The organism is Mycobacterium saskatchewanense, assembly GCF_010729105.1.
Taxonomy (GTDB): domain Bacteria; phylum Actinomycetota; class Actinomycetes; order Mycobacteriales; family Mycobacteriaceae; genus Mycobacterium; species Mycobacterium saskatchewanense.
In genome coordinates this window covers 4,586,369-4,606,632 of the sequence record NZ_AP022573.1, presented here as the reverse complement: position 1 = coordinate 4,606,632, position 20,264 = coordinate 4,586,369, and the positions used below count along the sequence as shown (strand labels likewise).

Here is a 20,264-nt window from a genome sequence, read left to right as displayed (position 1 = left end):
AGCCGGCCACATACGACCCCGAAGGAGATGGTCAACACATATGTTGACATTAGGTATGGTGGCGAGCAAGCTGGTCACACGCGCGGCGTGATGAATCTGGCCCAACCAGTCGATCGATCGTCTCCCGCGCCGCCCTGGAGCTGTTCCCAAAATCCTCACGAGGTGTTCGAGTGGAACTCGGTGTGTACTCCTTCGCGGAGATGACTCGCTATCCCGATGGCGGCCGGCCTATTCCGCCCGAAAAGCGAGTGAGCGAGATTATCGAAGAGATCGAGCTGGCCGACCAGGTTGGGCTCGACGTCTACGGCCTGGGCGAGCATCACCGCAGGGACTTCGCTGTCTCAAACCCCGCCGTCGTCCTGGCAGCCGCCGCCGCGCGCACCCACCGCATCCGACTCACTAGCGCAGCCACGATCATCAGCTCGGACGACCCCGTTCGGGTCTTTCAAGAGTTTGCGACCCTCGACCTTGTCTCCGGAGGCCGTGCTGAAATCATGGCCGGCAGAGGAGCTTTCACAGAGTCGTTCCCGCTCTTCGGCTATCGGCTGGAGGACTATGATGCGGTTTTTCGTGAAAAACTCGATCTGTTGCTGCAGCTGCGAAACGGTGGACCAATCACGTGGTCGGGAAAATTCCGGCCCGCGCTGAGCGAACAAACCGTCTTCCCGCCGCCCGTGCAACAACCGCTGCCGGTGTGGCTCGCCGTTGGCGGCACGCTTGAATCTGCGCAGCGTGCTGGGTCGTTGGGGCTGCCGATGGCGATCGGCATCATTGCCGGCGACATCCGCCGGTTTATCGCGCTCGCCGAACTGTACCGCCGTGTGGCCGCCCACAGCGGCAACTCGCAATCCGCGCGCATCAGCATCAACTCACATGGATATGTGGCCACCTCGATGCAGCGTGCCGTTGACGACACCTACCCAGCCTTCCTCGAAGGCATGCACACGTTCACCGGGACGCCACGTCATCTGTTGCCCAGTCGGGAGCGATACGCGCGCGAGTCGGAAAAGAACGGAGCCCTGATCGCCGGCACACCCGAACAGGTTGCCGAAAAGATCCTTTACCAGCATCGGTTGTTCGGGCACGACCGAACGCTTCTGCAGCTCAGCGTCGGGACCCTGCCGCATCGTCAGGTTCTGGATGCTATCGAGCTCTTAGGCACTCAGGTCGCCCCACTGGTGCGCTCCGAATTGGGCTGAGCCAGCCGGGGCAACACGGGGTGCGCAGCCAGACAGGGGCCACGGGCACAAACAAAGCCGGCGGAACTTCGGTCGGTCGCCCGGCTGCGCGAATCGGACCTACGGACCCACCTCGGGCGACGCCTGCGACGGGCGTCGGGGGTTCACCCGTTTAGTAAACCGCCGGCTCCAAGCGCTGATCACAAAGCCCAACCCCCTTTCCAGGCGGTGATCAAACGGCGGACTGAGCAGGCTGACCGGACTGAAGTGCTTGGGCGACACCGCGAATGCCCGCATATGGCTGAAGGTGTCGAAGCCATATTTGCCGTGGTAGTAGCCGGTACCGCTGCTGCCCACTCCGCCAAACGGGAGGCCCTGCAGGCTGGCGTGCAGGGCGAAGTCGTTCCGTGTCACCCCACCGCTGCGTGTTCTGGCGGTGAAATGACGAAAGTCCGCGGAATCCGGGCCGAACCAATACGCGGCCAGGGGTGTCGGTCGTGCGTTGACGAAATCGATGACTTCGCTCACGTCGTCATAGCCGAGCACGGGAAGAACCGGACCGAAGATCTCTTCGTCGAGGACGGCCATGCCGGCGCTCACGTCGCTGATCAACGTAAAAGGGATACGTCGAGCTTGGCGTGAGGGCAAAGACTCTCCCGCTGGCACCACTTCACGAACGGTGGCGCCACGATCGTGGGCGTCCTGGACCAGCGCACAGATCCGTTCGTAGTGAGAGTCGTTGACGATGGTGCAGTAATCCGGATTGTCCAACACCGTTGGTAATGCGCGATGACCCGCATCCATGGCGGCGTCGACGAATTCCGCCAGCGAGGGGTTTGGCACGAAGACATAGTCTGGACTGAGACACACTTGGCCGCTGTTCGCCAGCCGCGCAGCGACGATACGCCTGGCTGCGGTGCGCAAGTCGGCGTCGGTTGCCACAACGGTCGGGTTCTTTCCCCCCAGTTCCAAGGTGAGCGGAGTGAGATTGTCGGCGGCGGCGCGCTGCACGTGCTTGGCCACTGCGGCGGAACCGGTGAAGAAAAGATGGTCGAAGGGCAGTGCGCTGAACGCGGTAGCGACCTCAAGTCCGCCGCAGACCACAGCCAACTCCTCGGCGTCAAACCGTTGAGCCACCGCCTCAGCCACTGCCGCACCAGCGCGTGGAGCCAGATCGGACATCTTGATCATCACCGTGTTGCCCGCCGCGATCGCCGCGATGGTTGGCTGGATCGCCAGCGCGACAGGGAAATTCCACGGCGATATGACGCCTACCACACCCAGTGGAGTGGGCTCCACCCATGCCTTAATCCCCGCGAAGCGCAGGTAACGCGGCTGCGGCCGAAACGGCGCCATCCATCTGCGCAGCGATCTTTTGGTGGTCCGGATTTCCTCGAGTTGGAGAAGCACTTCACCGGCCAACGCTCCCGCCAGTGGCCTATTTCCAAAATCGGCGCTGATCGCTCCCACGATGGTGTCGGCATGCTCTCCCAGCGCTGCGGCCAGGCGGTCCAGCCGGTCGCGGCGAACCGCTTCATCCGGTGGCCTCGAGGTCAGGTGGACGCGCCGTTGCGCCTCGAACAGCTCCACGACCCGCGCCGTCTCAGCTTGAGCGGCCGCCACAAGTTCCGGCGCCACGTCCGGGTGAAGGTCCGTATCGGACGCTTCGGCCACGCCGGCGCCCCGCTGCGCCAGCGGCGCAACTTGCCGGGAAGCAATGCGTTCGGGCGAGTCTCCACGTTGGCGCAGCATCAATTCTGCCCTGCGGTCTCAACGCGCCGGGAGACCAGATCGAGCGCGACGTCCGCGATCATGTCTTCCTGGCCCCCGACGAGCGAACGGCGTCCGGCCTCGATCAGGATCGAGCGTACGTCGACGCCGTAGGCGGCCGACGCAGCCTCGGCGTGGCGAAGGAAGCTCGAGTACACGCCGGCGTACCCGAGAGTCAGCGTTTCGCGGTCCACTTGGACCGGGCGATCCTGCAATGGCCGCAGCAGGTCGTCGGCGGCGTCTTCGAGCGCGAAGAGGTCGCAGCGGTGTGTCCAACCCAAGAGGTTGGCGACCGCAACAAAAGGTTCGATCGGGCAGTTTCCGGCTCCAGCGCCGTGGCCGGCCAGCGAGGCATCCACCCGCGTTGCGCCCTCCTCGACGGCGACAACGGAGTTGGCTACCGCTAGTGACAGGTTCTGGTGTGCGTGTATACCGACCTGCGTTCCCAAGTCGAGGATGTCTCGGTAGGCGCGAACGCGCTCGGCCACGCCACCCATCGTCAGCCTGCCGCCGGAGTCCGTCACGTATACGCAGTTGGCCCCGTAGGATTCCATCAGCTTGGCTTGTTGGGCCAGCTCGACGGGCGGAGCCATGTGACTCATCATCAAGAAGCCGGATACGTCCATTCCGAGGTTACGTGCCGTGTGAATGTGTTGAGCAGCGATATCGGCTTCGGTGCAGTGCGTTGCTATCCGAACCGACCTTACGCCCAGCGAGGCGGCATGTTTCAACGCCGAGATGCTGCCGATTCCAGGTATCAGCAACGTGGTCAGCACAGCCGAATTGATGTGTGACGCGGCCGCTTCGATCCACTCCCAGTCTGTGTTGCTGCCGGGCCCGTAGGTGAGGCTGGAACCCCCAAGGCCGTCGCCGTGCGCGACTTCGATCGCGTCGACACCCGCCCGGTCGAGGGCGGTGACCAGCGTGACGATGTGCTCGGGACTCATGCGGTGCCGCACGGCGTGCATTCCGTCTCGGAGCGTCACGTCTTGGATGTACACAGTTGACCCGTTCATCAGATGGTCTCGGCCAGGGAGTGCTGGGATAGCCGGGCTGCCACCTGCACCGCGGCTGAAGTCATGATGTCGAGGTTGCCGGCGTACGCGGGCAGATAGTCGGCAGCGCCCTCAACCTCCAGGAACGCCGCCACCTTCCACTTGGGCTGCGGCGACGGCGCGGTGAGCAATGTGTGCGCCGGGTCGTGAACCCCTACGGCGCTGAATTGGAGCGGCTGCTTGAGTCGGTAGCCGGGTACGTAGTTAGCTACCGTCGCGACCATCGCGTCGACAGAGCCACGTACGCGATCGTGATCGGCCTCGCCGATCAGACACATGACCGTATCGCGCATGATGAGAGGCGGTTCGGCGGGGTTGAGGATGATGATCGCCTTTCCCTGCCGGGCGTTGCCTACCGATTTGATGGCATGCGTGGTGGTTTCAGTGAACTCGTCTATGTTCGCCCGGGTCCCTGGTCCGGCTGATTTCGAGGCGATCGACGCCACAATCTCCGCGTACGCGACTGGGGCGATGGCCGAGATAGCCGCGACGATCGGGATGGTCGCCTGCCCACCGCAGGTCACCATGTTCATGTTCGGCTCCTCGAGGTGATCCTCTAAGTTCACCGCAGGAACCACGTACGGACCGAGTGCCGCGGGCGTCAGGTCGATGATGCGCTTGCCGGACTGCGACAGCGCGGCCGCATTGCGTGGGTGCGCCTGCGCGGAAGTCGCATCGAACACGATCGCGACCTCCTCGAAACACGGCAACTGCAAAAACCCGTCAATTCCGTCGGCGGTAACGGCAACGTTATGGTCGCGGGCCCGCGCGAGCCCGTCGGACCGCGGATCGACGCCCACCATCGCTGTCACCTCAAGCAGCGGTGATCGCTCGACCTTCATCATCAGATCCGTGCCGATATTGCCGGAACCGATGATGGCAACTTTTGTCCGGTCCATGTGTGCTCTCCTTAAGCGAAGGTCGCAGAAACCCTTCCCAGCGCACTGATCTCAGCGCTGATGCGACTACCGGCGCAGACACCGACCATGGGGCCCAACGCACCAGACAAGACGATGTCGCCCGCACGTAATGGCGAACCGAAGCGGCGGCCGGTGGTGGCGAGCCATGCACACGCCGCCAGAGGGTCGCCCAGGCAGGCCTTGCCGTCGCCCACGGATACGATCTCACCGTCCATGGCCAACGTCATCGATACATTGGCGGGTTCAAAGTCCTCGATCGACAGCGTTTTCTCGCCGAGGACGAACAGCCCGCAGGAGGCGTTATCGGCGATCGTGTCGGTGATGGTGATGTCCCAGTTTGCGATTCGGCTGTCGACCACCTCCAGAGCCACCACCGCGTGATCAACCGCTCCCCGGAATCGGTGCGCGTCGACATGTTCCTCGTCGAGGTCCGCGCCGAGCACGAAGGCAATCTCCGCTTCTACTTTCGGCTGCAGGAGCTCGTCGATGGGCACTTTATCGCCTTCGCTGTAGCACATGTCCGAGAAAAGAACGCCAAGATCGGGTTGGTTGACACCGAGCTGCTTTTGCACCGCAGGCGACGTCAGACCGATCTTGTGTCCGACAACGGCCGCGCCGTTGGCGATGCGGTCCTCGTTCACCCGGTGCTGAACACGGTATGCCAGACCGATATCGGAGGATCCGATGAGGTCGCGCACCGGTGCGCACGGCTGGCGCGACGCTCGCGCTTGAAGGAGTCGTGACGCGGCCGAGCGTATGGCCGGACCGGATTCGCCTTCGCTCATCGGCCAAGCCTCGCGCGACTACACTCATTCGTCAGCCTCGCCGTTCCCCCAGGCGGAACCCGGACGGGCTACGGAGACCGCGTGCTCCCACTGCGCTGTTCAGCCGGCGGCATCGGACACGACACCGGTCGCCACCGTCTGGGATTCGCGTCTTGCCAAACAGAACGAGACGTTTTTGGCGGCAGCGAGCAGCGGTTGAATTCGAGCCGTGAGAGCGACCCGGCGAGCGGGAAGAAAGTCAGCTGTAAGCGCGCAGTTATGTTGGCGCCTCGCAGAATTTCTGCTCGACGAGGTGCCGCGTCAGCAGAGAGACGCTATCTACATGCAACTTGGCGCCGGCGATGACCTGGTTGCGATCGAGGCGATGTTGCAGCTCGTCGCGGACGACCACGACGTCCTTCCAGCCGACCTCACCGATGCCTTGCGCCTGTGGCTACGCGGTTATTCCGATACCCCAGACGAGGTGCGGTTGTCGTGGCTGGTGGAACGAACATGCCGACCTCGTCGCCTCGGGTGACCCCCGGTTCCTTGCTGAGACACGCGTCCGCCAAGTACTGTGCCGCTCCGATAGTGGAAGTCGCAGCTGCTTGATCCAGCGCGAAGCGATGGCCTTATCTTGGTGCGCTGACTGCGGACTCTACCGCCGCGCCGTTCGCATCGAATCACGTGAGGATGGCTGCCGCATCTTCCGCCGAGCCTTACCGGCGATATCGGCCAGGGCACGAGCACTGCTCTCCGCACCCCGTGGTACAGGATCCTCGCTACGGTGTCGAGGCACAGCTGCGTGCTCATGTGGACCTTCTAGCTGCGCGCTCCTACTCCGTCGCGCCGACGGCTAACGGGATCGAGCGGATCCCTTGTGTCGGCCACAGCGTGCGGGTGATGCCGCCGTCGACGTAAAAGTCGGGAAACGCCTTGAGAAATTCGTCGATGGCCACGCGTATCTGCATGCGCCCAAGGTCGGCACCCACGCAGTAATGTGTCCCGAAGCCAAAGCTGACGTTGCGGGTCGGTTTGCGGTCCAGGATGAATTCGTTGGCGCGCTCAAACTGGTCCTCGTCACGCGCAGCCGAAGCCCAGACCAGTGCCACTTGCTCGCCAGCGCGAATGGTCCGGTTGCCGACCTCCACATCCTGGGTGGCGCACCGGCCAAGACCGATCAAAGGACCGTAGAAGCGTACGATCTCGTCGACGGCACCCGCGGTCAAGCCCGGGTCGGCGAGCAGCCGAACCCGGTGCTCCGGATTTTCCGCAAGGTGAATCAGTGCGTGGCCCAAAGAGTTCGCCGAGGTGTCATGGCCCGCCGAGGTCAGCAGCATGTAGTAACCGTGCAACTCGGTGTCATTGAGTTGCCGTCCGTTCACGCGAGCCGTCAGCAACGCACTCATGAGGTCGTCACCGGGATTCTCACGACGCAGGGCAGCCTCCCTCTTGACGTACTCGGCGATGGAGTCCGACACACTGAGGATCAGCTCCAAATTGCCCTCAGAGAACGCCCGCACGATCGATGACGTCCATTGGCGGAACTCCGCCCAGGTGTCCTCGGGAATGCGCAGGGCCAGACATAGGGCCTCACCCGCGAAGGGCTGCGCGAACTCGACCGAGGCGTCGAATCGATCCTTGGACCGCAGCGGTTCCAGGAGGTTGAGCGCTAGTTCACGCAACCGAGGAACCAACTCGGCGACCGCACCCTTGGAGAGGAACGGTTGCAGTGGTCCGCGGTAATTCTGGTGGTCGGGTGGATCGCTCTGCAAAGGCAGCCATGGGAATCCCAGGTCCAAATGCGGCACGGTGAACTGTGGAGCAGACGAGAAGATGGCGGGCTTTTTGCATGCCATGGCGATGTCGCTGTGTTTGAGCAGCGACCAGAAACCCCCGAAGTCCTCGCTCCACGCCACCGGACACTTCTGGCGCAACTCAGTGAAGGTGCGCGCGTATGTCATGTCTTCGTCCGGCGCCAATGGGCTCCAATCGCTGACGCGTTGCTCACTTTTGGTCATGACCCCAGTGTCAGCCCGACACTGTCCCTGTGAGCCGTCCCGGCGTTTCCGGAGACTCCCGATCTTGGGAGGATCTGGGTTATGGGACGTGTCAGCAAGTACCCCGACGAGCTTCGTGAACGTGCGGTGCGCATGGTCGCTGAGGTGCGCCCGCAGTACCCGTCGCAGTGGGCGGCGATCACGGCGGTCACGGGCATGTTGGGGATCGGCACACCGGAGACGTTGCGGACCTGGATCCGCCGCTCGGAGGTCGATACCGGCCAGCGGCCGGGTGTGACCTCCGCGATGGCCGAGGAGAACAAGGCGCTGCGCAAGGAGATTGCCGAGCTGCGCCGGGCCAACGAGATCTTGAAAGCAGCGGCGATTTTCTTCGGGGCCGAGCTCGACCGGCCCGGGAGACGGTGATCCGGTTCATCGCCGAACACAAGGACCACCAGGTGGCCGGCCCCAACGGCGGGGCCGGGCTGCGCTGGGGTGTCGAGCCCATGTGTGCGGTGCTGTCTGAGCATGGCGTGCCGATCAGCCCGTCGACCTACTACGAGTGGATCAACAAGACCCCGACACGACGGCAGATCCATGACGCCGAGCTGGTCGAGATCATCACCGCGGCGCGGGAAGACAAGAAAAAGGGCAAGTTCGTCCAGACGCTGGGGTCACGCAAGTTGTGGATCTGGCTACGCAGCCAGGGTCACGATGTCGCCCGGTGCACGGTGGAGCGGATCATGCGCGAGAACGGTTGGGAGGGCGCGCGGTACGGATCCAAGCACAAGACCACCATCGCCGACGACACTCATCGGCGATACCCGGATCTGGTGGACCGCCGCTTTTATGCCGCGGCGCCAAATCGGTTGTGGGTGGCCGACTTTACGTATGTGTCGACCTGGATGGGATTCGTCTACGTCGCATTCGTCATCGACGCCTACAGCCGCCGGATCCTAGGCTGGCGGGCCGCCAGATCCATGACCACCGATCTGGTCCTCGACGCTATCGAGCATGCGTTCTTCACTCGCGCCCAGGACGGCACCACCAGTCTGCACGGGCTGATTGCGCACAGCGACGCGGGCAGTCAATACACCTCGGTGGCCTTCACCCAGCGGCTCATCGATGAGGGCGTGGATCCCTCCGTCGGCTCGGTTGGCGATGCGCTGGACAATGCGCTGGCCGAGACCACCGTCGGCTCGTTCAAGAACGAACTTATCCGCCGGCAAGGCCCGTGGCGCGACGTCAACCAGGTCGAGCTGGCGACCGCTGAATGGGTGGTCTGGTTCAACACCGAACGCCCCCACGAGTACCTCGACGACTTCACTCCCGAGGCCGTCGAGACGCTCTACTACGATCACAAACGCACCCCACCAAAGGCAGGGTGATTCAACGAATGCAGTCTCCGGACTCACCGGGACGGCTCACTGTGGGCACCGACCGGTTCCGTCCACCAGAACCGGGGACGCTGCGGCCCTACGCACAAATGCAGCCTCCGAAAGCCTTCACACGGCCACAGTCAAGCAAGCACGGGCCTGCGCATGGCCTCCCGCCGAACGCCCAACGGCGCCGCCGGGCTGATAAGAATCACGCGTGCCCGACGGTGCGGGCCAACACATCACGCAGGCACTATAGCTCGCGGATGCCTCTGGCCAGGAGGATATTTCGTGCAGCTCTCCTGCCGGGAAGCCCCGATACACCGCCACCCGGATGAGCGCCCGCGCCGCCCAACACGAGCCGATCCACCGGCAGCTTCCGTCCGCCCAGCCCAAGTGCCGGCCGCATCGGCCCCTGGCTGAACAGAAGGTGGTCGACGTGCATCGCGGCGCCGTTGGTGGCACGCGTGCGTTGTTGGGCCAGCTCGGGGGATTCCACCCAACGTCCAATCTCGAGTTCCGCCAATCCGTCATAGAATTGACCCGCACGCTCGACGATTCTTTCGGCGGCATGATGCTGCCATTTCTCCCAGCCGCCATCAGGATGCAGGGGCATGTTGGTGGCGAAGAGATACAGCGAATCCTGGCCGTCGGGGGCCTGGGAGGGGTCCGCGCCGGTGAGCAGCACCGGCCACAGCGCGATATCGTCAGCGTCAGGCACGATACCCGCTGCTGCCCGCGCCCAACCGCGGCGAATCTGATCGCTTGTGCCGATCAAGATCGCCGGCTTACGTAGGTCTACCTCATCCCTTCGCCACCTCTGGTGGCGATCCAGGGTGACCCGCCCGGCCAATGCCAGGTCCGTCTTCATCGCCCCCGCACCACGGCTATTGGCGGGAATGTGCCGCACCCGGGTCTCGAGTTCGTGAGACAACGTTCCGGGCGGAAGTAGCCGACCCAGCGTGGTGCGCGGGTCAGGTGTGGCGAGGATCGCCGTCCGTGCGTGGAACTGTCGCTCGTCGGTGAGCCGTACTCCGACCGCCTTGCCGCCCCGCACGATGATCTCTGCGACCTCAGCGTCGGTGTGAATGGTCCCGCCCGTGCTGATCAGTCGCCGCGCTAACGCCGCCGGAATGGCCTGCATGCCGCCGACCGGGCGCGCGGTGCCGCTGCGGTGCAGGAACCCAAGGAATAGATGGGTCACGGAAGTCCCGTGCATATCGATTGGATTGGCTCCTGCCCCAAGGCAATACAGCAGCGACTTGGTCACCGGATGGGTGAAGCGTTGTTCGATCGTCTCCTCTCCGGACGCCACGAGGAACTCGCCGAACCGCCTCAACAGGCGGCGATGCTTGAATGCCGCTCTGACCATCGCCGTCAACGATGACCGTCCCGGCCTTGCCGGGTTGCTGAGCATGAACGGGAAAGCGATGTCGAAAAGAGCATCGAGGAATCGCACGTACTCCAAATAAGACTCGGCATCCGGCCTGGAGAAGTGGCGGATCTCGTCGGCGGTGCGACATGGATCCTTCCACACCGCTACTGAGGCACCGTCAGGGTGCAGGTAGGCATAGCACGGGTCCACAACAATCGTGCTCAAGCCGTATCGATGAAGCTCGAGTTCACGCTCGACCGGACTGGACAGCCAGAACAGAAGATCTGCCGAGCAGTAGTTCACGACGTGGTCGGGGGCCCGCTCGATCGGTGTGCCCGAAGCGGTCATCCCCCCGATACCCCCCGCCGCCTCCAGGACACAGACGGCGAGTCCGCGGCGGGCGAGATAGCACGCCGCGGTCAGCCCGTTGTGACCCCCACCGATAACGACCACATCAAAGCTCCGATTATCGATTCCCTCCTGCGTCACCTGCATCACTTCGGTTGACGCTCCTTTCCTGCGTGGTTGATCGACTAATGGTGTCGTGCAACATGATTGGCACTCAAATCGATAGGTGTAGTACGACGATGGTGGAAGTGCTGCCGATCAGCCACACCGCAAAGAAGAGCTTCCACGCGAGCGGAAACGACCGGCCCCCCATGTAGCAGTCCAGGATGACGCTTCCTTTGATGGCGGCGATGGCCATGACAAGGAGGGTGACCGTCGTCCCATCGAGGACGGAGAGTTCGCCGACCGCTACCGAGGACAGCGTCAGCAGGACCAGTGCTATCCACGCGGCCACCAACACACGCTTTGAGGCGGCCATAGGTCAGCGAGCCAGATATATCAGAGGGAAAATGAACATCCACACAAGATCCACGAAATGCCAGTAAGCGGCAACGGATTCGACTAGTAGTCCGTCCCGCCGGGGCGGTCGACCACGCCGCTGACGCGCGGCAACCACCAGCAGCGCCGCGACCCCGGCGACCACGTGAGTGAGGTGAAAGCCGGTGAGCATGTAGTAGTACGTGAAGAATCCACCGCCCGCCAGCGTGTGACCACCGATAGACTCGAGAAGATATTCCACCACCTTGATGAGAATGAACATCAGGCCAAGAGCGGCGGTCGCCGTGATCCATTTCTGCGACCCGCTGCGATCACGCGAATGAGCGCAGCGCACCGCGAACGCCATGGTCAGCGAACCGCTGACAAGGACCACGGTGTTGAGCACCGCCGGTTGCCGAATCAGTTGGTTTTGCGCCGCGTTGAACACGGCCACATGCTGTAGTCGATCCCATGAAAACTGGCCGAATAGAAGTGCGAAGAGGCTGGCGTCAAAAGCGATGAACGCCCAAAGGCCCGAATCCCCGGGAAGCGCCGGAAGCTTCGCCGCCACATCCGGCATGGTCGCACCGTCCCACGGCGGCCGATAATCCAGCGGTTTACGCATTTTGGTCTCTCGTTATCTCGGGGCCCAATCGCTCGAATGGCGGCACTGCCGGCGTCGCCAGTCTGTCGGTGCCACGGATCATGCAAACCGCGACCATCACCATCCACGCAAAGGGTACGAAGAAGGGGATCCAGTAGGCGAACAATCCGTCCCATGCAAATGGCCCCGCGCGGAAGCTGGGCATCACCAGCTCAACTGCAAACTCGGTGCCTATCCAGATGCCAAGCCAGCCAAGCCATTTGGGAAAAATGATGACGTCGCGCTGATCTCGAATGGCGATGATCCCAAGTGCGACGTACTGCACAATGGTTATCCCGAAGCCGATATCCATTATCAGCCAACCCAAGTCGTAGAGCATGCGTACGACGTTTGGATCCTGCTCGGGCCGGAATGCCGCCGTTAACCAGGTAATGCACGCGAACAGCGGCACCATGGCGGTCAGGCTTCCACCCATCAGCTGCAGGTAAGACAGAATCTTGCCGCCACGCTCGATGTGAATTAACAGCCGGAACAGAGCGACCGCCCAGGTCATGAGGAAGGTCGTCGAGAATGCCCCCAGCGCCAGCCCTATCCGCATCGGGCCAGCGTGGTCGCGGAACACCGCAGAAATCTCCGCGGCGGTCAGCGAGGGACTGTACGGGGGGATGTTGCGCCCCAAGATGCCCCATCCGATTCCGAACAGCATCAAGAACAGGAACACCGACCAACCACCGAGTTTGATGGTCTGCGCCTCGTTGACCCCAATGACGGAGGCCGAAGTGGTATCCATAGCACCTCCATTGGCCGCGTCTTCGACGCAGCACTGGGGCGGGCGAACGTCGGCGCAACCAGAACGCTACGTATGTCGCGCACCGATCGCCGACCGGCGCGTTCCGTACACCGAAACGTCGGCGCCGTCCACGCGGAACGCAAGCCAAATGCCTGGCGGCATAATGCGTTCCGTATGTCGAAATCACGGGCTTGTCGTGACCGCCCTCGCGGACAACCATGCAAGGCGCTGGCACCACATTGCTGGCGCAGTTGTCGGGCATGGAAAGGAGAAGCGCAGTGGCGCTGACCGATGAAGGGTTGATCGAGGTACCGGGCATGCTCAGCCGCTGGGTTCGACTCGCGAACGGCGAGCGAGCTCACTACATGACCTCCGGAGAGACCGGCCCAGCCGTGGTCCTCCTGCATGGGGGCATCCCCGGCTCATCAGGGCTGGCCGGCTGGCGGATACTGGCTCCGTTGATTGCTCAAGCGGGATTTCGCGTCTACTGTCCCGATCAACCCGGGTTCGGACTATCCGATCCTCGGCCCGAATACTGGCCGATCCACGGGCCCTATTCACATGCGAACTTTCTCGAACGGTTTGTCGAAGCACTGTGCCTCGACGAGTTCTTTCTGTCGGGCAACTCGATGGGTTGCATCAACACGGCTCATTACCTGGTTCGATTTCCTCATCGGGTGAAGCGGTTCGTCCTCATCGCTGGACCTGTCGGCGACCTCGTGCCGTTCGGGCAGCAGGACTTACGCAAAGAGGTGGGCTGGGACGGCACACGGGACACAATGATCAAGATGATGAACTCGATCATCCATCATCGCGAGGCCATCACCGACGACTTGTTGGAGATGCGGATGCGGTCGGCCGACGTGCACGAACAGTCCTGGATTGCCTGGCAGAAAGCCACTCTGCACGGCGAAATTCCGGCCGATGTCGCCACGTGCATGTCCACGAAGGACAGGCTGGACAAGCTCGAGATCCCCGGCCTGTGCCTGTACGGACGGAACGACGTCATCCTCCCGGTCGAGGAACTGGGATATCGCGTGGAGGACGCACTGCCGAAAGTTCAATTCTTTTACCCCGACGATTGCGGACACCAGGGACAAACAGACCAGCCGGAGCTGTTCGCCCGTGTTTTCGTCGAGTTCTTCCGCGACGGCATAGTCAGCCGTGAAACCGCTCGGGCGGCGGGGGTTTCAACGCGGCGGCCGGAGAATCCCGCTCTGGTCGAGGCACGCCGTCCGGCGACCGTCTAGCCAAATCCGGCAATTTCAGCGGGATGTGCGTGAGGCAACATGCGGATCGTCGAGCACCACGCGGGTGGCGCGGACAAATTGCTGCGCATCCAGACCGACGGGTGCGCCATCCACATTACGATCGGATTGCACGACGCTGACGGTCAACCGTACACATCGGTCGAGATCGAGCCCCTGCAGCCCGACGACAACGCCGACGTATGGTTCGTTCGAGGACAGGCCACGACGGCGGTACTCAACCGGGGCCCTCAGGTTCTGCCCGGCGATGTGACCGATGCGCAGGACGGCGACGGCGTGCCCCCCGGCAGGACACGACGTCCCGGATCAGGCTGGCGGGCCGGTGAGCAGCTCCTCGGCTGAGCTGCCGCTCAAAATGGCCTTCCGGCCTTTCAGCATGACACGCGGCGCATTCACCGTGAGCACGCCGACAAGACGCGCGCGTCGTTGATAGGCCACCACATGGCGTCGTTGCCCGGGGTCAGCCCGGACGATCACGTCGTCTGCGCAGCCCGGCCTCCCGACGATCTGTATCCGATGCGCGTACTGGTCCGACCAGACGTACGGCACGCTTCGCGCGTCCTTGTCTACGCCGAGGATCGACGCTGCGACGACGTCAGCATGCTCATTGGCGTTCGTCCAATGCTCCACCCGCACAGACTCGCCGAACAAAGGGTGGTCCCATCGTGCAACGTCGCCGGCGGCGTAGATGTTGGGCCACCCGACGGCGCGCAACCGGGCATCGCACTTCACACCGTCGACGATGTCCAGACCGCTTCCCCGCAGCCAGCCGGTCGCCGGTGTTACTCCGAGGCCTAGGACCATCAAGTCGACATCGATGGCCGACCCATCAGACAACTCCACGCGCTCAACGCGCCCACTGCCCTTGACAGCGGTCACCGTCGTCCCGCAATGCAGCCTCACCCCCTCGGCACGGTGCAGCTGACCGAGCAGATTGCCCGCCGTTGCGCCCAGGACGGCAGACATCGGCGCGGGTAAAACTTCGATCAAGTCAACATCAATCCCGCGTAGGCGCGCCGCGGCCGCCACCTCGGCTCCGATGAATCCACCGCCGACGACCAGCAGATGGCTGCTTCTGTCCAGCGCCGCACGTAGCTCGCGGGCATCGGCGAGAGTCCTCAGGACATGTACACCTTCGAGTCCCTGCGCAACCGGCAATGTCCGTGCATCAGCACCGGTCGCGATAACCAAAGAGTCGAAAGGCAATTGATCGCCGTCTGACAGTCTTACCACCCGACGCGCCGCATCCAGCGATTCCACTCTCGTCTCAAGACGCAGATCAAGCTCCAGTACGTCTAGGGTGTCCGCCGACCGCAGCAATGGCGCTTGGTCCGAATGTGCCTCGCCAAGAAAGTCTTTTGATAGCGGCGGCCGGTCGTAGGGTAACTCGGCCTCCGCGCCGACGAGGGCAATCGAACCCTGGTATCCGCGTGACCGCAGCGCCTCTGCCGTTCGCAAGCCGGCCAGCGACGCACCTGCTATAACCACATTCATCGCTTTAGTGTCGGACGCGAGCCGCACATCAGCGCCAGTCGCAATACCGCTCAGTGGAAACGGATCACGCCTGACGGACCGCTGCGGCCTATCTCTATGGGCAGCGAACGCCGATTGCGGTGGCCGCCTGAATCAACCGGACCTCGACCGTGGTCGGAAGCTTCTCACTGATCGCGAAACTCAGCGAAATCGCTCCGAGTACCTCATAGGAACCGCGACGAATAATGGGCGCGGCCACACAACGCGCTCCTGGGGCAGAACCTTCCAAGTCGTGGGCCACACCGCTCTGCCGTGCCCGATCTAATGCCATCTTCACCAGCGCAGTATGTGTGATGGTCTTCGGCGTGAGGCGCGGTACCCCGGCGCCGAGGATGCGCGCCACGGTCACCTCGTCGGACCGCGCCGCAATCGCCTTCCCGAGCGCAGTGCACAGCGCTGGAACCCGCCCGCCCACCTGGCTGGGAACGTCAACACCGTTGTGGCCATAGATCTTCTCGACGTAGAGAACGTCCATCCCGTCCAGCACCGCCAAATGCACAGTCGCGCCGAAGCTGCGGTGCAGGTCAATCATGAACGGAATCGCTACGGCCCGTAGGCTGCGGGGACGGCATTCAGCGACAGAATTGCCCAGTTCGAATGCGGCGCGGCCAAGCTGGTAGCGCGCATCCAGGCGATCGACGTACCCGTGGTCGACGAGGACGTTCAGCAGTCGGTGGGCTGTGCTCTTCGGGATCTGGGCACGCGCCGCGATTTGCGAAACACCCAACCGTGCCCCCCCGCCACGGAAACTGTCCAGAACAGCTAATGCCTTACCCACGCTGGTGGCCAGACCAATCCCGTTGTTGCGCGACTGCTCATCCATAACCGCCGCGCCGCCTGATGGCTCAACTGGATGTGCCGGACTCGGCGCTGCTAAGGCCATCTGCGCTCCCCATCTGCGGAATGACGTGTGAACGACCGGCTGGCGCGGTCTGTGACACGGGTTACACTACGCTCCGCGGTCGTCATTCGTCAACGTTAGCGTTGAAATTTTAGACGGCAAGAGCCATGCTGGGTGTCGGTCAGGTGCGCGAAGCAATGCGTGTGCCCGTCCGGAATCGGTCGATGATCTGGCGACCGCGTGATGGAACGATCAAATTGGTGCGGCGTGCGAACACGATCCACAGTCAACTAAACGGCCACACAGCCAAGGCGCGTGCCGCTTGAGCACCAGGCTCACCATCCGAGAGGACAGTCATGGATCTCATCCACAAGTTCGGCTACCTGGTTATCGGTGTCAACAATCTTGCTGAAGCCACCGCGTTCTATTCGCGCTTTGCACGACTGGACCTGACCGAAGTCGTCGGGCGCACCGCTTTCATGACGGGCGGACGCGACCATCACTGGATCCGACTCGAAGAGGGCACGAGGCAAGGCGTTAAACGCATCGGGTATGAGGTCACGGGCGAGGAGTCGTACCCGGCCATCCGCGACGGTCTCACGAACTGGGGCATCGAATTCACCGAAGGCGGCGACCCCCGGTCGGATCGGGTGTCGCACTGGCTGCGCTTCACCGACCCAGGTGGCACGGACATCGAAGTCTACTCAGGGATGCACGAACGCGGCGTTGCGCCGGTCAACACCGGTGTGACCATGGAAAAGTTCCTGCACGCCGGATGGGCCACGGCCGAATTCGATCACGCGGCGCGCTTCCATCAGGAGGTGCTCGCCTTCAAACCTTCCGACTGGATCGCCGACAACGTGGTCTTCATGCGCGCCGGTGACCGCTACCATCACTCACTAGTCCTCATTCGCGCTCCACGCTCGGCGTTCAACCATTTCTGCATTCAGGTCGAGTCAATCGACGATGTCATGCGCTTCCGCAACAACGCACTACGCCACGGAGTCAAGCTGCGCGACGACCTGCTGCGCCACGCCCCGTCGGGGTCGATCGGCGTATACATGAAAGACGAGGAGCGCGGATTCGCGGTCGAGTTCTGTACTGGGCATCCTCAGGTCGACGATGCCACCCACCGAACTCGGGTCCTGCCAATGTCGGCCGAGACCACCGATATCTGGTTATCGCCGCTGCCCGAGATCGCAATCGAACCCTCGACGCGGGTACTCACCGTGGCCGACCCGGCGGCCACGGCCGCGGTGAGCCCGACCCCGGGCGCTCCCCTGTTACCGGCGAGCTCATGAACGGTGACTCGGAAATGACGAAAGGCAACAGCATGATCCATGCGCAATCACGATCGCTGGTCGTCGACGACCGCGAGAAGAACCTCTTCCGTGTGCACCGATCGGCTTTCACCTCCGAGGAGATCTTCCGGCGCGAGCAAGAGGAAATCTTCGCCAAGTGTTGGCTCTACGTCGGCCATGAGTCGGAAATTCCACGGCCCAACGACTTTCAAACTCGGCGGGTGGGTGGCCGTACCGTCATCTACGCACGCGACCGCGACGGTGGAATCCAGGTGATGCTCAATACCTGTCGCCACCGCGGAGCGGAAGTATGCCGGGAGCGGCGGGGCAACCGTAAGAACTTCGTCTGCTTCTACCATGGCTGGGCCTATGACAACCAAGGTGCTCTGATCAATGTCCCCGACGGGCAGCGCTACAGTGAGCACTTCTCGCGCGCCGACCACGGACTGTTCAAACCTCGCACCGAAACCTACGGCGGTTTCACGTATTTGACATACTCAACGGATGCTCCGCCGCTGCCCGAGTACCTCGGTGACGCCAAGCACGTGATCGATCTCGTGGCCGATCAGTCTTCCAGCGGCATGCAGATTGTGCAGGGAACGCACAACTATTCGATGCGGGCGAACTGGAAGCTGCTGATGGAGAACAGTTGCGATGGCTACCACGGCTTCACCGTGCATCAAACCTACTTCGAGATGATGTTGAATCTCGGAGTCACCCCGGGGCTCGTCGCCCAGCAGGGCAATGGACTGGGTTGCGATTTGGGTAATGGACATGCCGTGGTCGAAAGCCCCGAGCTCGGAATGCCATTGATGTCTGAAGAGATCCGGGATGCCACGGTGGCTCGGCGTGCTGAAACCGTGCAACGCCTCGGGGAACCGCACACCAAACGCATGCTCAACACCACACGTAACGCCATCATCTTCCCGAACATGGCGCTGATCGACCTCAACTTCGGAATCCAGGTCCGAACGATGTTCCCCCTGGCGCCCGATAAGACCGAGATCACCGGCTGGCAACTCATGCCCGCTGACGCCTCAGATGAATTGAAGCGTTACCGCATCGACAACGCATTGACTTTCTGGGGCCCAGCCGGCCTGGCCACCCCGGATGATGTCGAAGGACTCGAGCAATGCCAACGGGGCTTCTCGTCGATGCACGAAGTGGAGTGGTCCGACATTTCCCGGGGATTGGGTTCGGAGCAGCCGACCGCGGTGGATGAACTTCAGATGCGGTGCTTTTGGCGCCAATGGAATACTCGCATCACCGGTCAACCCGGCCACCGCGAAGGTCCCCACTACGACACCTCGTACCTTGGGTCTTCACCGAGTGGCCCGGCCTTGGAGCCGGCCCGCAACGAAGCCGCGGCCCTGTGACCGCCGCAGTCACGAACGCCGGACTCACCCGCAGCGACGTCGAGGACTTTCTGTACCACGAAGCCGCCTTGCTCGACGACTGGAGACTCGAGGAATGGCTCGACCTTTTCACACTCGACTGCCTCTACGAGGTCCCGGCGTCGGACCGGCCGCAGTGCGCCCCGGAAGACTCCTTCTCGCTGATCCACGATCGGCGTCCGATGCTCGAACAGCGAGTCATCCGATTGTCGAAGCCAACCGCACATGCGGAGTTCCCGCACAGCAGGACCCGTCGCATGATCAGCAACGTTCGTGTCCTCAACGCTGGACCCCAGGAGGCCGAAGCGGTCGCCAACTTCACAATCTTTCGATCCCGAAACGGCACGGAAGTTTTTTACGTGGGCAGCTACCGCTACGGGCTCACATTGTCGGGCGGCCAGATGAAGATCCGTTATCGCTGTGCGGTCTTGGACCATGAGGTCCTTGATCCACACGGCAAGATCAGCATCATCCTTTGAAGCTGCGCCAATGGACATCAGCGGACGAAATGCGCTCATCACCGGCGCGGCCAGCGGGTTAGGACTCGGCATCGCCCAGCATTTTGCGTCGCTGGGTGTCCGCGTGTGTCTCGCCGACCGCGATGAAGCCAATCTAGAGCAGGCGTTGGCGACCATACCGGCCAATGCGACCTTGGGCCCGATCGCTATCGTCAATGATCTGTCGACCCGCAGCGGAGCGCGGGCCACCGTCCAGTCGGCTTTAGATTCCTTCGGCAAGCTCGACATCCTGGTCAACAACGCCGGCGGCGGTGTCATTCGCCCGACGTTGACTCACACCGAAGAGACGTTGCGCGAAACGGTGGACCGCAATCTGTGGACGATGCTCTACACCACGCTGGAAGTGCTGCCGCACATGATCGCTCGGCAGTACGGCCGGGTAGTCAGCATCGGAGCGGAGTCGGTCCGCAACGGCTTGTGGCAACATGCGGTCTACAGCGCCGCAAAGGGCGCGGTGCACGGGATCACGCCGGGGCTGGCCCGCGAATTCGCGGCGGACAACATCACCTTCAACGTGGTGGCGCCGGCGATGGTGATCACCCCACAACTGTCGGCAGCGATCGAGCAGATGCCCGAGGATCAGCGCCGACAGTACGAAGAGTTCTTCGAACAGATCCGAGGGAGCATCCCGCTTGGCCGCGGAGGCACCCTCGACGAGGTGGCTGCCGCCGTGGCGTACCTGGCTTCTGACAACGCAGGTTTCGTCACCGGCCAAGTGCTGAGTGTGAACGGTGGTAGCTCCATGTTGTAGG

Annotated in this window: 20 protein-coding genes; 9 read left to right on the top strand and 11 right to left on the bottom strand. The window is 62.8% G+C overall.

Going from position 1 to position 20,264, the window contains the following annotated elements:
- Nucleotides 1-170: 170 nt before the first annotated feature.
- Nucleotides 171-1,199: an LLM class flavin-dependent oxidoreductase gene (locus G6N56_RS21720; protein ID WP_085258153.1), complete on the top strand. Its 1,029-nt coding sequence runs from the start codon at nt 171-173 to the stop codon at nt 1,197-1,199.
- A gap of 99 nt (nt 1,200-1,298) precedes the next feature.
- On the opposite strand, the gene G6N56_RS21715 is transcribed toward G6N56_RS21720, so the two are convergent.
- The 4 genes from G6N56_RS21715 to G6N56_RS21700 are packed head-to-tail and all read right to left on the bottom strand — an operon-like array spanning nt 1,299 to nt 5,708.
- Entirely contained in the window at nt 1,299-2,930 is a 1,632-nt protein-coding gene (locus tag G6N56_RS21715; RefSeq protein WP_085258154.1) for an aldehyde dehydrogenase family protein, read from the bottom strand.
- Complete coding sequence (gene dmpG, locus G6N56_RS21710; RefSeq protein ID WP_085258155.1) at nt 2,930-3,964, bottom strand: 4-hydroxy-2-oxovalerate aldolase; 1,035 nt, start codon at nt 3,962-3,964, stop codon at nt 2,930-2,932. The genes G6N56_RS21715 and dmpG overlap by 1 nt, the downstream gene beginning before the upstream one ends.
- The gene (locus G6N56_RS21705; protein ID WP_085258156.1) at nt 3,964-4,902 is read right to left on the bottom strand and encodes an acetaldehyde dehydrogenase (acetylating); all 939 of its coding nucleotides are present in this window, start codon (nt 4,900-4,902) and stop codon (nt 3,964-3,966) included. The genes dmpG and G6N56_RS21705 overlap by 1 nt, the downstream gene beginning before the upstream one ends.
- A gap of 11 nt (nt 4,903-4,913) precedes the next feature.
- Nucleotides 4,914-5,708, bottom strand: a complete 795-nt coding sequence (locus G6N56_RS21700) for a 2-keto-4-pentenoate hydratase (protein ID WP_085258157.1) — start codon at nt 5,706-5,708, stop codon at nt 4,914-4,916.
- Nucleotides 5,709-6,030: 322 nt separating this feature from the next.
- On the opposite strand from G6N56_RS21700, the gene G6N56_RS21695 reads away from it, so the two are divergent.
- Entirely contained in the window at nt 6,031-6,225 is a 195-nt protein-coding gene (locus G6N56_RS21695) for a hypothetical protein (protein WP_142280817.1), read from the top strand.
- Nucleotides 6,226-6,523: 298 nt separating this feature from the next.
- Here G6N56_RS21695 and G6N56_RS21690 read toward each other — a convergent pair whose 3' ends face one another.
- Complete coding sequence (locus G6N56_RS21690; protein ID WP_163645156.1) at nt 6,524-7,708, bottom strand: cytochrome P450; 1,185 nt, start codon at nt 7,706-7,708, stop codon at nt 6,524-6,526.
- Nucleotides 7,709-7,789: 81 nt separating this feature from the next.
- Between G6N56_RS21690 and G6N56_RS21685 the strand changes: the two genes are divergently transcribed.
- Nucleotides 7,790-9,075, top strand: a protein-coding gene (locus G6N56_RS21685) for an IS3 family transposase (protein WP_090422703.1) whose coding sequence is annotated in 2 segments (ribosomal slippage) — nt 7,790-8,072 and nt 8,072-9,075 — 1,287 coding nt in all. Because the reading frame shifts where the segments join, the coding sequence is not laid out codon by codon here.
- A gap of 241 nt (nt 9,076-9,316) precedes the next feature.
- On the opposite strand, the gene G6N56_RS21680 is transcribed toward G6N56_RS21685, so the two are convergent.
- The 4 genes from G6N56_RS21680 to G6N56_RS21665 all read right to left on the bottom strand — a co-directional run bounded on the left by G6N56_RS21680 (nt 9,317) and on the right by G6N56_RS21665 (nt 12,657).
- Nucleotides 9,317-10,933, bottom strand: coding sequence for a phytoene desaturase family protein (locus G6N56_RS21680; protein WP_232069379.1), 1,617 nt, complete (start codon nt 10,931-10,933; stop codon nt 9,317-9,319).
- A 67-nt stretch (nt 10,934-11,000) separates the two neighbouring features.
- Nucleotides 11,001-11,240, bottom strand: a complete 240-nt coding sequence (locus G6N56_RS21675; protein ID WP_158090687.1) for a cytochrome C oxidase subunit IV family protein — start codon at nt 11,238-11,240, stop codon at nt 11,001-11,003.
- A 27-nt stretch (nt 11,241-11,267) separates the two neighbouring features.
- Nucleotides 11,268-11,888, bottom strand: a complete 621-nt coding sequence (locus tag G6N56_RS21670; RefSeq protein ID WP_085254506.1) for a cytochrome c oxidase subunit 3 — start codon at nt 11,886-11,888, stop codon at nt 11,268-11,270.
- A complete protein-coding gene (locus G6N56_RS21665) occupies nt 11,881-12,657 on the bottom strand; it encodes a DUF4386 family protein (RefSeq protein ID WP_085254505.1) in 777 nt (258 codons plus the stop codon). Before G6N56_RS21665 ends, G6N56_RS21670 begins: the two co-directional genes overlap by 8 nt.
- 278 nt (nt 12,658-12,935) lie before the next feature.
- On the opposite strand from G6N56_RS21665, the gene G6N56_RS21660 reads away from it, so the two are divergent.
- Complete coding sequence (locus G6N56_RS21660; protein WP_085254504.1) at nt 12,936-13,907, top strand: alpha/beta fold hydrolase; 972 nt, start codon at nt 12,936-12,938, stop codon at nt 13,905-13,907.
- Between the two features lie 39 nt (nt 13,908-13,946).
- Nucleotides 13,947-14,267 (top strand): hypothetical protein, encoded by a 321-nt coding sequence (locus tag G6N56_RS21655; protein WP_085254503.1) that lies wholly within the window; start codon nt 13,947-13,949, stop codon nt 14,265-14,267.
- On the opposite strand, the gene G6N56_RS21650 is transcribed toward G6N56_RS21655, so the two are convergent.
- Both G6N56_RS21650 and G6N56_RS21645 read right to left on the bottom strand, forming a co-directional pair.
- The gene (locus G6N56_RS21650; RefSeq protein WP_085254521.1) at nt 14,232-15,419 is read right to left on the bottom strand and encodes an NAD(P)/FAD-dependent oxidoreductase; all 1,188 of its coding nucleotides are present in this window, start codon (nt 15,417-15,419) and stop codon (nt 14,232-14,234) included. The two genes, G6N56_RS21655 and G6N56_RS21650, sit on opposite strands and share 36 nt — an antisense overlap.
- Nucleotides 15,420-15,513: 94 nt before the next feature.
- On the bottom strand, nt 15,514-16,281 hold the full coding sequence (locus G6N56_RS21645) for an IclR family transcriptional regulator (protein WP_158090686.1): 768 nt from the start codon (nt 16,279-16,281) through the stop codon (nt 15,514-15,516).
- Nucleotides 16,282-16,655: 374 nt separating this feature from the next.
- On the opposite strand from G6N56_RS21645, the gene G6N56_RS21640 reads away from it, so the two are divergent.
- Genes G6N56_RS21640 through G6N56_RS21625 form a run of 4 tightly spaced genes read left to right on the top strand, consistent with a single transcriptional unit; the run spans nt 16,656 to nt 20,263 of the window.
- A complete protein-coding gene (locus tag G6N56_RS21640) occupies nt 16,656-17,600 on the top strand; it encodes a VOC family protein (RefSeq protein WP_085254501.1) in 945 nt (314 codons plus the stop codon).
- Nucleotides 17,597-18,976, top strand: coding sequence for an aromatic ring-hydroxylating oxygenase subunit alpha (locus G6N56_RS21635; RefSeq protein ID WP_232069119.1), 1,380 nt, complete (start codon nt 17,597-17,599; stop codon nt 18,974-18,976). Before G6N56_RS21640 ends, G6N56_RS21635 begins: the two co-directional genes overlap by 4 nt.
- Nucleotides 18,973-19,473 carry an aromatic-ring-hydroxylating dioxygenase subunit beta gene (locus G6N56_RS21630; RefSeq protein ID WP_169717515.1) on the top strand — a complete coding sequence of 167 codons (501 nt, stop codon included), beginning with the start codon at nt 18,973-18,975 and terminating at the stop codon, nt 19,471-19,473. The genes G6N56_RS21635 and G6N56_RS21630 overlap by 4 nt, the downstream gene beginning before the upstream one ends.
- Complete coding sequence (locus G6N56_RS21625; protein WP_232069118.1) at nt 19,439-20,263, top strand: SDR family NAD(P)-dependent oxidoreductase; 825 nt, start codon at nt 19,439-19,441, stop codon at nt 20,261-20,263. Before G6N56_RS21630 ends, G6N56_RS21625 begins: the two co-directional genes overlap by 35 nt.
- Nucleotide 20,264: the final 1 nt, after the last annotated feature.